This is a genomic window from Micromonospora musae, assembly GCF_003626635.1.
Lineage (GTDB): Bacteria > Actinomycetota > Actinomycetes > Mycobacteriales > Micromonosporaceae > Micromonospora > Micromonospora musae.
In genome coordinates, this window is the sequence record NZ_RAZT01000001.1 from 75,684 (window position 1) to 89,467 (window position 13,784).

Consider the following 13,784-nt stretch of genomic DNA (forward strand, 5'->3'; position numbering starts at 1 on the left):
GCGACAGAATGTGGGACAGCGCGCCGGGGAGGATCGCGACGCCCGGTCCCGCACTAGCCTTAAGGCCGTGCGGATCTCGTTTCTCGACGCGTTGGCCGACCGGATCCTCATCGCCGACGGGGCGATGGGGACGATGTTGCAGGCCGCCGACCTCACCCTGGACGACTTCGACGGGCTCGAGGGCTGCAACGAGATCCTCAACGTGACCCGGCCGGACGTGGTCCGGGGCGTGCACGAGGCGTACCTGGCCGCCGGCGCGGACTGCGTCGAGACCAACACGTTCGGCGCGAACCTGCCGAACCTCGCCGAGTACGACATCCCGCACCGCATCCGGGAACTCTCCGAGGCCGGCGCCCGGCTCGCCCGGGAGGCCGCCGACGCGTACAGCACCGCCGAGCGGCCCCGCTTCGTGCTCGGCTCCATCGGTCCCGGCACGAAACTGCCCACCCTCGGCCACGCCCCGTACACCGACCTGCGGGACGCCTACCAGCAGAACGCGGCCGGGCTGATCGAGGGCGGCGCCGACGCGCTGATCGTGGAGACCTGTCAGGACCTGCTCCAGGTGAAGGCGGCCATCGTCGGGTCGAAGCGGGCGATGGCCGAGCTCGACCGGGTGGTGCCGATCATCTGTCACGTCGCGGTGGAGACCACCGGCACGATGCTGGTGGGCAGCGAGATCGGCGCGGCGTTGGCGGCGATCGAGCCGCTGGGGGTGGACCTGATCGGGTTGAACTGCTCGACCGGCCCGGCCGAGATGGGCGAGCACCTGCGCTACCTCTCCCAGCACTCGCGTACCCCGCTGTCGGTGATGCCGAACGCCGGTCTGCCCGTGCTCACCGCCGACGGGGCGTACTTCCCGCTCACCCCCGTGGAGCTGGCCGACGCGCTGGAGCGCTTCGCCACCGAGTACGGCGTCTCGCTGGTCGGCGGCTGCTGCGGCACCACCCCGGAACACATCGAGGTGCTCGCCGAGCGGCTGCAAGGGGTCAGCGCCGCGCCGCGTACCCCGCAGCACGAGGCCGGCGTCTCGTCGGTCTACCACCCGGTGCCCTTCGCCCAGGACGCCTCGGTGCTGATGGTGGGGGAGCGGACCAACGCCAACGGCTCGAAGGCGTTCCGGGAGGCCATGCTCGCCGGGGACTGGCGGGCCTGCGTGGAGATCGCCCGCAGCCAGGCCCGGGACGGCTCGCACCTGCTGGACGTCTGCGTCGACTACGTCGGCCGGGACGGTACCCAGGACATGCGAGAACTGGCGGGCCGGTTCGCGACCGCCTCCACGCTGCCGATCATGCTGGACTCGACGGAGCCGGCGGTGATCGAGGCCGGCCTGGAGATGCTCGGTGGCCGCTGCGTGGTCAACTCGGTGAACTTCGAGGACGGCGACGGCCCGGAGTCCCGCTACGCCCGGGTGATGCCGGTGGTCAAGGAGCACGGCGCGGCGGTGGTGGCGCTGCTCATCGACGAGGAGGGGCAGGCCCGTACCCGGGAATGGAAGGTCCGGGTCGCGGAGCGGCTGATCGAGGACCTGACCGGCCGCTGGGGGATGGACCGCTCCGACATCCTGATCGACGCGCTGACCTTCCCGATCGCCACCGGTCAGGAGGAGACCCGCCGCGACGGCATCGAGACGATCGAGGCGATCCGGGAGATCGCGCAGCGGTATCCGGGGGTCAACTTCACCCTCGGCGTCTCCAACGTCTCGTTCGGCCTGAACCCGGCGGCCCGGCAGGTGCTCAACTCGGTCTTCCTGCACGAGTGCGTACAGGCCGGGCTCACCTCGGCGATCGTGCACGCCAGCAAGATCCTGCCGATGTCGAAGATCCCCGACGAGCAGCGCGAGGCGGCCCTCGACCTGGTCTACGACCGGCGCCGCGAGGGGTACGACCCGGTGCAGCGCTACATCGAGATCTTCGAGGGGGTCGACGCCGCCTCGGCGCGCGCCGGTCGGGCCGAGGAGTTGGCCGCGCTGCCGCTGGACGAGCGGCTCAAGCGGCGGATCATCGACGGTGAGCGCAACGGCCTGGAGGCCGACCTGGACACGGCGATGGCCGAGGGACGGGCGCCGCTGTCGATCATCAACGACATCCTGCTCGACGGGATGAAGGTCGTCGGTGAGCTGTTCGGCTCCGGTCAGATGCAGCTGCCCTTCGTGCTCCAGTCGGCCGAGGTGATGAAGAGCGCGGTGGCGCACCTGGAGCCGCACATGGAGGCCGTCGAGGACGGCGGCAAGGGCCGTATCGTCCTGGCGACCGTGCGCGGCGATGTGCACGACATCGGTAAGAACCTGGTCGACATCATCCTGTCCAACAACGGCTACGACGTGGTGAACATCGGCATCAAGCAGCCGATCAGCGCCATCCTCGACGCCGCCGAGGAGCACCGCGCCGACGCGATCGGGATGTCCGGGCTGCTGGTCAAGAGCACGGTCATCATGAAGGAGAACCTGGCCGAGATGGCCAGTCGCGGGGTCGCGGACCGCTGGCCGGTCCTGTTGGGCGGTGCGGCGCTGACCCGGGCGTACGTCGAGGACGACCTGCGGTCGATGTTCCCCGGGCAGGTGCACTACGCGCGGGACGCCTTCGAGGGGCTGTCCCTGATGGACCGGGTGATGACCGCCAAGCGCGGTGGCGCGCCGGTGGTCGACCCGGAGCGGGAGGCGGCTCTGGCGGCGCGGCGGGCCCGCCGGGAACGGCAGCGGACGATGGTCGTCGAGTCGCTGCCGGAGCTGAACGACGCGTCGGTCCGCTCGGACGTGGCCCGGGACGTGGAGGTCCCCACCCCGCCGTTCTTCGGCACTCGGGTGGTCAAGGGCGTGCCGCTCGGTGACTACGCGTCGCTGCTCGACGAGCGGGCCACGTTCCTGGGGCAGTGGGGGCTGCGCGGTGCCCGGGGCGGCAAGGGACCGTCGTACGAGGAGTTGGTGGAGACCGAGGGGCGGCCGCGGCTGCGGTACTGGCTGGACCGGCTCATCGCCGACCAGGTGCTCGAGGCGGCCGTGGTGTACGGGTACTTCCCCGCGTACAGCGAGGGGAACGACCTGGTGGTGCTGGACGAGAACGGGCAGAGCGAGCGGGCCCGGTTCTCCTTCCCCCGGCAGCGGCAGGAGCGGCGGCTCTGCCTGGCCGACTTCTTCCGGCCACGCGGCGACCAGCTGGACGTGGTGGCGTTGCAGCTGGTCACGGTGGGCCAGCCGGTCAGCGAGTACGCCGCGAAGCTCTTCGCCCGCAACGAGTACCGCGACTACCTGGAGGTGCACGGACTCTCCGTCCAGCTCACCGAGGCGCTCGCCGAGTACTGGCACAAGCGGGTCCGTGCCGAGCTGACGCTGCCCGGTGGGCGTACCCTCGCCGCCGACGATCCGGCGGACCTGGCCGGCCTGCTGCGCACCGACTACCGGGGCTGCCGGTACGCGTTCGGCTACCCGGCCTGCCCCGATCTGGAGGACCGCGCCAAGATCGTGGAGCTGCTCGGAGCGGAGCGGATCGGCGTGCAGCTGTCGGAGGAGTTCCAGCTGATGCCGGAGCAGGCCACCGACGCGATCGTGGTGCACCACCCGGAGGCGAGCTACTTCAACGCCAAATAGTCCGAGCGAGTGCTCTGACCAGCACTTTCACCCCCTGCGGCGCTCTTAGAACCACGATCGTGCCGTCTCCAGGTCGTCACCGGCGTACAGGCCGTCACCCGGGCTATCAGCATCGGCCGTCGCTGACGTCCGCGAAACGACCTGGGCGTCGCAGAACACTTGCGGGATGGGTATCGTGCGCGCCCATGAGCTACGACATCACGTTCCTGTCCAAGGATGACGACCAGTCCTGGGACCAAGCGCTTGATGCCTTGGAGGAACGGGTTGAGGACGACGCGGACACCGGATCGCCGGACGCGGAAGCGTGGGCGCACATCGTGGCCGAAGCGCGGCAACTCCTGGGCGACGTTGACGCGCAATTGTTGCAACTGGACCATGAACCGACCGGCATCCAGTTGAGCCTGTACGGCGATGAGGCAGGGATTACCGTTCCGTACTGGTACCAGGGCCCTGACGCTGCGGCGATCGTCAAACTGATCTATCAACTCGGCCTCATCGTCGAGCGCCACACGCGACTGGTGGGTTACGACGGGCAGGTTGGACTTGCCGTGGCCGAAGCAGCCGACCAACCACACCTTGCCGTCTCGATCTTCGATCAGGTTGCCCGATCGTTCGCCCGACGCGGAATCGCGAGCCCCAGCAACAACTGACACTCCGCTGGTAGGAGACGCGCGTACGCCAAGCATCAACCGAGGCCGCAGTGCAACCATCAACCGGCGCAGGACAGCCGGCTGCCCACGATGCGGACGCTCCCTATTTTCGTCAACGCCCGCAGTCGCCGGGCAGGCCAGGGGCCGGCGGGTCACCACAGCTCATCGAGCGCCGCGATCTGCTTGCGAAGGGTCCGGGCGTCCTGTGGTGGAAGAACAGCAACGGCGACGTCCAGGATCCAGCGCAACTCGGGCGGGTTGGGACAGCACTGCATCACTCCGCAGCCGGCCGTCGGGTCCCACAAGCGATGCCAGGGGTGGCGTACGAACCATGACCAGGTCCGCAGTGCATCAGAGACGGCCTGGTTCCAGAGGCGGGTGCGTTCGAGGTAGGCGATGGTTCTCAAGCCGCGGGCCGAGAGCCCAGGGATGACGGAGGTCGACCCGTTAAGCGGTCGCCGGTAGATGGAGTCGGCACGCAGTTGTGCTGGGCGCCTACGCGGCATTGCCCTTTCGGGGAGTCGACATGCCGATCATCGTTGCACACCCGCGTTCGGCTCACCTGCCGGGCGACGACGTGTGAGCCTCCAAGATCATGCCAGTCTTCAGGCCGTTGAGGTGCCCATCTGAGGAGTTCCTTGACGGGGTCAGGCCCAATTCGCAGGACGTCTCGTCCGGTTTGATCGGCTATATTCGGGCCCACAATCGATACAACGCCAAGTACGGCCTCATGATCAGCCGGCCGCGCGTTCCTTGGCGTCCGGCCACGGTGGCAGTTCGTCGAAGTCGTCACCTTCCGCGGCCTTGACCCACCACCCGGTGTCGTTGACGTAGTGCTCCAACCACGTCGTCAGGCTGGGAGAGTCGATCCACCAGGCGGCGTCGGGGTCTCCCGGGTTGGGTTCGAAGAGGAGGACGGTTCCCTGCTCGCTTCGGCAGTCGACGCACGCGTACATGCCGCAACCCCAGTCCAGGATCGGAAGAACTCCTTCAGGCCAGGCCCACTCGGTGTTGGCGGAGCTGCGTCTCGCTTCGATGTAACAGTCGACGGCCTGTTCGGACGTCGGTCCCTCGGTCAGGCTGAGTAGCTGGTAATCCGGGCCGAAGCCGCCGTTCGCGAAGTCTCGGTAGATCGCCGCCAGCAAGGGGTGTAGCTGGAACCCCAGTCGCTCCTCGGCGTCGGTGACCTTCTCGTGGGCAAGCGGAGCCGGCAGGCCGGTGGCAACTGGCGTCAGTGGCTCGTCCTCGCGAGCCCGTGCGGCGATGCGGGCCAGAAGGTCGGTGTAGTCCGTCACGAGACGCGATCATGCCGCAGAGGTATGTCAGTCTCTCCGCCGTGAGGTGAGCGTGAAGATCTTGGAACGTTGTGGCCCTCTTGAGGGCCGCTTCCTTCCAAGATCGCGGGGCGGAACGGGTGATGATCGGCGTCGGGAGTGCTAGCTAGCGCCCCGCGCCCTGGCCACGAGATCTTGGTAGGAAACGGCCCCCAAGAGGGCCGAAAGGTTCCAAGATCTCAGCGAGGCGCACCAAGATCTCGACGGGCCTGTCAGGCGAGGTGAGGCGGGAGTGGGTCAGTCGGTGAGGCGGTTGGCGCGGGAGTGGAGGTAGCGCTGCTGGGCGAGGTTCGTCGACCGTCCGGCCGCCGTCCGGTACGCCTCCTCGGCGGCGGCCCGGTCACCGACCAGCTCCAGCAGGTGCGCCCGGGCGGCGGGCAGCCGGGGATCGCCGGCGAGGCGGCTGTCGGCGGCGAGGCCGTCGAGCAGGGCCAACCCGGCGGGTGCGCCCCGACTCATGGCCACCGCCACCGCGTGGTTGAGCGCCACCACCGGGCTGTCGGCGACGTCTCGCAGTACCTCGTAGAGTGCGGTGATCTGCGCCCAGTCGGTCTCGGCGGCGCTGCGCGCCTCGTCGTGCACGGCGGCGACGGCCGCCTGCAGCTGGTACGGGCCGACCGGCCCGCGGGGCAGCGCCGCGCTGACCAGGGCGACGCCCTCGGCGATCTGGTCGGCCTTCCAGCGGCTGCGATCCTGCTCGGCCATCGGCACGAGCTCGCCGTGCGCGCCGATCCGGGCCGGTGCTCGCGCATCGGTGAGCAGCATCAACGCCAGCAGCCCGGCCACCTCGGCTTCGTCCGCCAGGAGCCGGTGCAGCAGCCGGGCCAGCCGGATCGCCTCGGCGGCCAGGTCGGCGCGGAGCAGGCCCGGCCCGGCCGTGCGGGTGTACCCCTCATTGAAGATCAGGTAGAGCACGTGGAGGACGACGGCGAGCCGCTCGCGGCGCTCGACGCCCGTCGGCATGCGGAACGGTAAGCCGCTGTCGCGGATGCGCTGCTTCCCGCGGCTGATCCGCCGGGCCATGGTCGCCTCGGGCACCAGGAAGGCTCGCGCCACCTCGGCGGTGCTGAGCCCACCCACCGCGCGCAGCGTCAGCGCGATCTGCGCGGCGGGGGAGAGCGCCGGGTGGCAGCAGAGGAAGAGCAGGATCAGGCTATCGTCACCGTCGTCGGGCGGCCGGTCCGCGGCCGGCGCCACCCGGTCGGCGGGCAGCACCCGGCGGGCGACGAGGTCCTCCCGCCGGGCCCGGGCCTGTTCCCGGCGGAGCAGGTCGGTGAGCCGGCGGGCCGCCACCGCGATCAGCCAGGCCCGAGGGTTCTCCGGTACGCCGTCACGCGGCCAGCCGGTCGCGGCGGCGATCAGCGCCTCCTGGGTGGCGTCCTCGGCCGTGTCGAAGTGACCGTAGCGGCGTACGAGCGCGCCGAGGACCTGCGGCGCCAGCCGACGCAGCAGGTCTTCGACACGCGGCTCGGGCACTGGTCAGCCGGCCAGGTCCTCGACGCCGTCGAGCACTGGCCGCACGTCGACGTACTCGCCGGGGGCGTCGGGGTTCACGAAGCCGGAGGCGATCTCGGTGGCCCGGTCGAAGCTGGCGCACTCCACGATCGTGTAGCCGGCGAGCACCTCCTGCGTCTCCGGGTACGGGCCGTCGGTCACCACCGGCAGCCCGCCGTCGACCTGGACCCGGCGGGCGTGCACCGGCGCGCTGAGCCCCTGGGCGTCGACCAGCTCGCCGGAGTCGACGAGCGCCTGGTGGACCTTCTCCATGTGCGCGTGCATCGCCGCGACCTGCTCGGGGGTCATGGCTGGGCGGTCGCCCGGTTGCCCGCTGAGCACGTCGTAGTCCTGCTGCGAGCCGTACAGGAGGATCATGTACTTCACGGTCTGCTCCTTCCGTCGGCGCCGCCGCGGCGCCGCTCACCGGTGACGTCGAAGCCGTCCACCGGTTCCGGACACCCGGCCCCGGGTCATCGTGTTCGACCCGCCGCGACCAGGGCCGCGGTGGGCAGACCGAGCAGCCCGTCGGGGCCGAGGTACTCGGCGGTGAGCCGGTCGTAGGCGTCGCGGGCCCGCCGGCGGAGATCGGCCGGTGCGCCGTCGAGCAGCAGCCCGAGCTCTCCGATGCCGGCCTCCGGTCCGGCCCACCACTCCTGCGGGTCGGTGCGGTGCACCCAGGAGAGCGTCTCGCACCGCAGCGGGTCCAGCCCCGCGCCACGCAGCAGCCCGGTCAGCCCTTTCGGCGTACGGTCGAAGTTCCGCTCGGCGTCGACCTGCGGCAGCGCCGGTCGGGGTGGCCCGCCGGCCGCCTCGTACGCCTGCCGCCAGAGTCGTTGCAGCGGCGGCCGCGGGTACGGCCAGATGGTGATCGCCACCTGACCGCCGGGGCGTACCACCCGGCGCAGCTCCGACACGGCGGCGAGCGGGTCGCCGACGTGGTTGATCACGAAGTTCGCCACCGCCACGTCGAAGGCGCCGGTGGGGAAGGGCAGCAGGGGCAGCGCGGCCCGCGCGAAGTGGCCCGCGGCGCGGGCCGTACGGGCCGTGACGATCATGCTGGCCTCGGCGTCCACGGCGGTCACGGTCGCGCCGCGCGCGGTGGCGAGCGCCGCCACGGTGCCCGGGCCGGTGCCGACGTCCAGCATCCGGGCGCCGTCGGTCACCCCAGCCGCATCCAGCAGGGCCGGCGCGGGGTACGCGCAGAGCCGGCCGAAGCTACGGGCGTACGCCTCGGCGCGCCCGGCCCACCGCCCACGTTCGTGATCGTCGAAGTCGGTCATCGACGTGACCTTATTGCGGGTGTCAAAGACCCGGACCGGCCTGCGGCGGGCGGGCGCAGCTCCACCGACGACTTCGACAGCGGCCCCAGCCGCACTCCTCGAATCCCGGCACCGTGGCGCCGCTCGGCGCGCAGGGAGCACGTACCGTCGGGGTATCGCGTGCGCGAGCGGGCTGCCGGGGAGGGCGATGTGGACAGACGGGCGACAGGTCGGTTCCGAGGGCCGCTGGCGGGCCTGCTGGTGGCGCTCGTGGCGGCCGGCGGCTGCTTCGTCGGAGGGGTGAGCGATCCGCAGGGCGGTGAGCCCGCGCCGCCGGAGCCGACGGTGGCGCCGGGCACGGCCGCCACCCGCGCCGACGGCACCACCAGCGTCGAGGAGTTCGCCCAGGACGTCGCCGACGCGCAGGCGGTGGCCGAGCGGTACTGGGCGGCCCAGTTCCGGGCGTCGGGGGAGGGGTTCCGACCGATCCGGCGGATCGTCTCCTACCAGCGGGCCGGGGAGGTCTACTGTGGCGGGCAGGCGTTGCCGCGCAACAACGCCGTCTACTGCTCGCAGGGCGACTTCATCGCGTACGACGTCGCCTGGTCCGTGGCCGCGTTCCGGCAGGTCGGCGACGCGTTCGTCTTCTACCTGCTCGGCCACGAGTACGCGCACGGCATCCAGGTACGCCTCGGCATCCGCTACGACTTCACCATCCAGCAGGAGCTGCAGGCCGACTGCATGGCCGGGGCGTACCTCGGCGACTCGGTGCGCTCGGGCGCCCTGACCCTCGGCGAGGGTGACCTGGAGGAGTTCCGGGAGGGGTTGGCGGCGGTCGGCGACGACCCCGACCAGCCCTGGTTCGCCGAGGGCTCGCACGGCACCGCCGAGCAGCGGACCGACTCCTTCTTCCGCGGCTACGAGCGGTCGCTGGCCGCCTGCGACCTCGGCTGATCCCGGCGGCCGGGCCGCGGTGGGCCCGGCGATTGCGTGGGTCACCCGGGCGGGCACCGGGACGAGCGTCCCGCCGTGCCCCTGAGAGGATCCCGGCATGTCCCTGGGCGATCCGCACACCAGCCGTCATCCCGCCGCCGTGCTCTTCGACATGGACGGCACCCTGGTCGACAGCGAGAAGCTGTGGGACGTCGCGCTGCAGGAGCTCGCCGCCGTCTACGGCGGGACCCTCTCCGACGACGCGCGCCGGTCGATCGTCGGCACGGTCATGGCGGACTCGATGCGGATCCTGCACGAGGACCTCGGCCAGCCGGAGCGGGACCTGAAGGTCAGCGCCGACTGGATCGACGCCCGGATCCTGGAGCTGTTCCGCACCGGGCTGAGCTGGCGGCCGGGGGCGATGGCCCTGCTGACGGCGGTACGCGCGGCCGGCATCCCGACGGCGCTGGTCACCTCCAGCGGCCGTCCGCTGGTCGAGGTGGCGCTGGAGACCCTGGGCCGGGAGAACTTCGACGTGGTGGTCTGCGGCGACGAGGTGGTCGCGGCGAAGCCGCACCCGGAGCCGTACCTGACCGCCGCCCGGCTGCTGGGGGTGCCGATCGAGCGGTGCGTGGCGATCGAGGACTCGGCCACGGGGGTGGCCAGTGCCCTGGCCGCCGGCGCCGCCGTGCTGGCCGTGCCGGCCGAGGTGCCGCTGCCGTCGACCGACGGCGTACACCAGTTGAAGAGCCTGACCACCGTGGACCTGGAGTTCCTCGCCGCGCTGCTGGCCGGCCGCTGACGCCGTGCTCGCCGGCCCCTGAAGCGGTGAGGGGCCGCGCCGGTCGGCGCGGCCCCTCACGGATGTCGTGCTTCGTGCGGATCGGTGCCGGTTGCCCCCGCGGTACCGAGTGCGGGGGCAACCGTCGGGTCGCGGATCAGTCGTGGGCGATCGCGCCCAGCACGTTGATCCGGGCGGCCCGGGCCGCGGGCAGGATCGCCGCGATCACCCCCACGATCGCGGCGAGCCCGAGGGCGACCCCGATCTGCGTCCACGGCAGCACCAGGTCGGTGATGCCCTCGTCCTTCAACGCCTCGACCACGGCGGCGCCCAGGCCCGCGCCGACGAGCACGCCGAGCAGCGCCCCGAACACCGAGATCACCACCGCCTCGACGGTGATCATCCGCATGGTCTGCGCCCGGCGTAGCCCGATGGCCCGCAGCAGCCCCAGCTCGCGGGTGCGTTCCAGCACCGACAGCGCCAGGGTGTTGACGATGCCGAGGACCGCGATCACGATGGCCAGCGCCAGCAGGATCTGGATCATCGTGAGCAGCCCGTCGACCTGACCGGCCTGCTGCTCGATGAACGCGTCCCGGTCGGCCACCGACACCTCCGGGGAGTCGGCGAGCAGCGCCTCGACCTGCGGCTGCACGTCGGCGACGTTGGTGCCGGGGGCCAACTGGATGAAGCCCTGGATCGGCTGCGGGATGGCGAAGTCGCGGGCCGCCTCCGCCGGGAGGATGACACCGTTGGTCAGCTGGCTGCTGCCGTAGATGCCGGTGACCGTGTAGGTGCTGGGCTCGCCACGGGCCAGCTGCACCGGCACCGTAGAACCGACCGAGAGTCCGCGGTCCGCCGCGGTGTCCGTGCTGACCAGCATCTCGTTCGGTCCGAGCCGGTCGATGTTCCCGGCGGTGGGCTGCACCCCGAAGATCTGCCGGAGCGCGGCGTCGTCGCTGCTCGCGGCGACCCAGGTGCGTTCCCCGCCGACCACGGCCAGGTCGCCGTACTCGCCGTCGACCAGCTGGACGCCGGGAATCGCCGCGGCCTTCTCCAGCACCGCCGGGTCGAACGTCGGCGGCCGGGGGCCGCTCTGCACGCCGGCGATGACCAGCTCGGCCTTGATGGTGTCCTGGGCGAGGCCGCTGATGCTGCTCTTCGCCGAGTCCAGGATCACCGTCACGCCGGTCACCAGGGCGATGCCGACCATGAGGGCCGCCGCCGTGATGGCGGTGCGACGCGGGTTGCGCCCCGAGTTGAGCCGTCCCAGCTTGCCCGGCACCGACCAGGCGAAGATCGCCCCGAGCACGCTGACCACCGGTCGGCTGATCAGCGGGGTCAGCAACGCGACACCGATGAACGCGAAGAGCACCCCGCCCAGGATCGTGACCAGCGTGCTGTCCCCCGCGTTGCCGGAGAGGCCGAGGAAGAGCAGCACCGCGCCGATCGCGCTGACCACACCGCCGGTGACCGTGATCCGGGTCAGCGGGCGGTCCGGCGTGGCCACGTCCTGCATCGCCGCGATCGGTGGGATCCGCGAGGCCCGCAGCGCCGGCAGCAGCGCCGCCACCACGGTGATGACCAGGCCGACCGCGAACGCGCTGATCACGGCGCTCATCGGTATGCCGAGCCCGGCCAGGGTGAGCCCGCCGGCCAGGTTGCCGAACGCCCACGCGAGCAGCGCGCCGATGCCGATGCCGGCGCCCAGGCCGAGCACCGAGGCGATCAGGCCGACCGCGATCGCCTCCAGCACCACCGAGCCGATCATCTGCTTCCGGCTGGCGCCGATGGCCCGCATCAGCGCCAGCTCCCGGGTGCGCTGCGCCACGATGATCGAGAAGGTGTTGAGGATCAGGAACGTGCCGACCAGCAGCGCCACGGCCGCGAAGCCGAGCAGGATCCGGTTGAAGAACGACAGGGCCTCCTTGAAGCCCGCCGCCGCCTCCTCCGACAGCTGCTCGCCGGTCTTCACGTCGTACCCGCCGCCGACCGCGCCGGCCACCGAGTCGCGCAGCGACTCGGGGGAGACACCGTCGGCGGCCTGCACGCTCACGCTGTTGAAGGTGTCGGGCTCGCCCAGCATGAGCCGCTGCGCCACCGGCGTGGTGAACATGATCTCGTTGGAGCCGCCGATCGAGTCCCGGCCACCGCTGTAGCCGAAGATCCCGACGATGGTGAACTGCTGCTTCGGCTCCAGCGGGGTGAGCACCCCGACCCGGTCACCGAGCTTCACCTTGCCCGCGTCGGCGAGCCCCTTGTTGATGACGATCTCGTCGGCGGCGTTCGCGCCGCGCCCCTCACGCAGCTGGATCAGGTCCGTCTCGCCGGTCCAGTTCTCGCCGAGCTGCGGCGGACCGAACGAGGCGACGGCCTTGCCGTTGCTGCCGATCAGGCGGGCCCCGTCGATGGCGACCACGCCCGTCGCGTCGGCCACCCCGGGCACCGCGCGGACCTTCTCGACCGTGCTCGCCGGGAACGGCGGAGGAGCCTGCTCGCCCTCCATCTCCGACATCGCGATCTTCGGCTTGGCCGCGACGTTGACGTCCACCCCCTCGTACGCGTCGGCGAAGATCGCGTCGAAGGTCCGGCCGAGGGTGTCGGTCAGCACGAACGCGCCCGAGACGAACATCACTCCCAGGACCACGGCCAGCCCGGAGAGGGTGAGCCGCAGCTTGCGCGCCAGGAGACTCTTCAGTGTCGCCCGGAACATCAGCCGTTCACCTCGGCCGAGGCGTCCAGCTTCTTCATGGTGTCCAGCACGGTGTCTGCGGTCGGCTCGATCAACTCGGAGACGATCTGCCCGTCGGCCAGGAACACCACCCGGTCGGCGTACGCGGCGGCGGTCGGGTCGTGGGTGACCATGACGATCGTCTGGCCGTGCTCACGTACCGAGTTGCGCAGGAAGTTCAGCACCTCCGCGCCGGCGCGGGAGTCGAGGTTTCCCGTCGGCTCGTCGGCGAAGATCACTTCCGGGCGGGAGACCAGGGCCCGGGCGCACGCCACCCGCTGCTGCTGCCCGCCGGAGAGCTGCGCCGGCCGGTGGTCCAGCCGGTCCCGCAGCCCGACCGTGTCGATCACGATGTCGTACCAGGCCGGGTCCGGCTTGCGCCCGGCGATCGACAACGGCAGCAGGATGTTCTCCTTGGCGCTGAGCGTGGGCAGCAGGTTGAACTGCTGGAAGATGAAGCCCACCTTGTCCCGGCGCAGCTTGGTCAGCCCGGCGTCGCCCAGACCGGTGACCGTGGTGTCGCCGATCGACACCGTCCCCCGGGTCACCGTGTCCAGCCCCGCCAGGCAGTGCATCAGCGTCGACTTGCCCGACCCCGAGGGGCCCATGATCGCGGTGAAGCGGCCCTGTTCGAACTCGGCACTGACCCCCCGCAGCGCGATGACCTGCGCCTCGCCGCTGCCGTACACCTTCCACACGTCGTTCGCCCGGGCCGCGGCCTGCGCCTGCCGGCCTACCGTCGCGGTCACGTCTTCTCCCTCTGTCGTTCGGTCCGTCCGCGCCGCCCCCCGCTGGATTCGGCGCGACCCTCTCATCCTCCGCGTTCGTCACCCCGGTTCTCTCCGACCTTGGTCGGAGCCGGTGCGGATTTCCGTGCTGCGGGTGCCCCCCATGCCGACTCAGGGTTGCCCCTGAGACGGGGCTGATCGAGCACGGTGGGTCGCCGCAGCCGACCAGCCCGGCCGGACGCTATGGGTTGACGCCGCGTGAGAGTCAACCCCGTCGGGCCGTCTGCGGTC

Annotated in this window: 11 protein-coding genes; 4 read left to right on the top strand and 7 right to left on the bottom strand. The window is 71.2% G+C overall.

Going from position 1 to position 13,784, the window contains the following annotated elements; genetic code table 11:
• Positions 1-67 precede the first annotated feature (67 nt).
• Positions 68-3,583, top strand: coding sequence for a methionine synthase (metH, locus tag D7044_RS00355; RefSeq protein ID WP_120687602.1), 3,516 nt, complete (start codon positions 68-70; stop codon positions 3,581-3,583).
• 185 nt (positions 3,584-3,768) lie between these two features.
• Positions 3,769-4,233, top strand: coding sequence for a hypothetical protein (locus D7044_RS00360; RefSeq protein ID WP_120681457.1), 465 nt, complete (start codon positions 3,769-3,771; stop codon positions 4,231-4,233).
• 152 nt (positions 4,234-4,385) lie between these two features.
• Here D7044_RS00360 and D7044_RS32080 read toward each other — a convergent pair whose 3' ends face one another.
• The 5 genes from D7044_RS32080 to D7044_RS00380 form a co-directional block, all read right to left on the bottom strand.
• Positions 4,386-4,640 (bottom strand): hypothetical protein, encoded by a 255-nt coding sequence (locus D7044_RS32080; protein ID WP_147434553.1) that lies wholly within the window; start codon positions 4,638-4,640, stop codon positions 4,386-4,388.
• 327 nt (positions 4,641-4,967) lie between these two features.
• Positions 4,968-5,528, bottom strand: coding sequence for an SMI1/KNR4 family protein (locus D7044_RS00365; RefSeq protein ID WP_120681459.1), 561 nt, complete (start codon positions 5,526-5,528; stop codon positions 4,968-4,970).
• Positions 5,529-5,804: 276 nt separating this feature from the next.
• Positions 5,805-7,043, bottom strand: a complete 1,239-nt coding sequence (locus tag D7044_RS00370) for an RNA polymerase sigma factor (protein WP_120687603.1) — start codon at positions 7,041-7,043, stop codon at positions 5,805-5,807.
• Between the two features lie 3 nt (positions 7,044-7,046).
• Positions 7,047-7,439, bottom strand: coding sequence for a YciI family protein (locus D7044_RS00375; protein WP_233564850.1), 393 nt, complete (start codon positions 7,437-7,439; stop codon positions 7,047-7,049).
• Positions 7,440-7,534: 95 nt separating this feature from the next.
• Positions 7,535-8,344 (bottom strand): class I SAM-dependent methyltransferase, encoded by an 810-nt coding sequence (locus D7044_RS00380; RefSeq protein ID WP_120687605.1) that lies wholly within the window; start codon positions 8,342-8,344, stop codon positions 7,535-7,537.
• Between the two features lie 189 nt (positions 8,345-8,533).
• Here D7044_RS00380 and D7044_RS00385 point away from each other — a divergent pair, with 189 nt between their 5' ends.
• Both D7044_RS00385 and D7044_RS00390 read left to right on the top strand, forming a co-directional pair.
• A complete protein-coding gene (locus D7044_RS00385; protein ID WP_120687606.1) occupies positions 8,534-9,277 on the top strand; it encodes a neutral zinc metallopeptidase in 744 nt (247 codons plus the stop codon).
• 139 nt (positions 9,278-9,416) lie between these two features.
• Positions 9,417-10,058 carry an HAD family hydrolase gene (locus D7044_RS00390; protein WP_120681635.1) on the top strand — a complete coding sequence of 214 codons (642 nt, stop codon included), beginning with the start codon at positions 9,417-9,419 and terminating at the stop codon, positions 10,056-10,058.
• Positions 10,059-10,194: 136 nt separating this feature from the next.
• Here the strand turns inward: D7044_RS00390 and D7044_RS00395 are convergent, their stop codons facing one another.
• Together D7044_RS00395 and D7044_RS00400 are read right to left on the bottom strand one after the other, a co-directional pair.
• Entirely contained in the window at positions 10,195-12,747 is a 2,553-nt protein-coding gene (locus D7044_RS00395) for an ABC transporter permease (protein WP_120681469.1), read from the bottom strand.
• Entirely contained in the window at positions 12,747-13,514 is a 768-nt protein-coding gene (locus tag D7044_RS00400) for an ABC transporter ATP-binding protein (protein ID WP_120681471.1), read from the bottom strand. Before D7044_RS00400 ends, D7044_RS00395 begins: the two co-directional genes overlap by 1 nt.
• Between the last annotated feature and the right edge of the window lie 270 nt (positions 13,515-13,784).

Coding starts and splice junctions, on each gene's coding strand:
- D7044_RS00380 (WP_120687605.1), bottom strand. CDS start 8,344: ATGACCGACTTCGACGATCACGAACGTGGGCGGTGGGCCGGGCGCGCC.
- D7044_RS00375 (WP_233564850.1), bottom strand. CDS start 7,439: ATGATCCTCCTGTACGGCTCGCAGCAGGACTACGACGTGCTCAGCGGG.
- D7044_RS00360 (WP_120681457.1), top strand. CDS start 3,769: ATGAGCTACGACATCACGTTCCTGTCCAAGGATGACGACCAGTCCTGG.
- D7044_RS00395 (WP_120681469.1), bottom strand. CDS start 12,747: ATGTTCCGGGCGACACTGAAGAGTCTCCTGGCGCGCAAGCTGCGGCTC.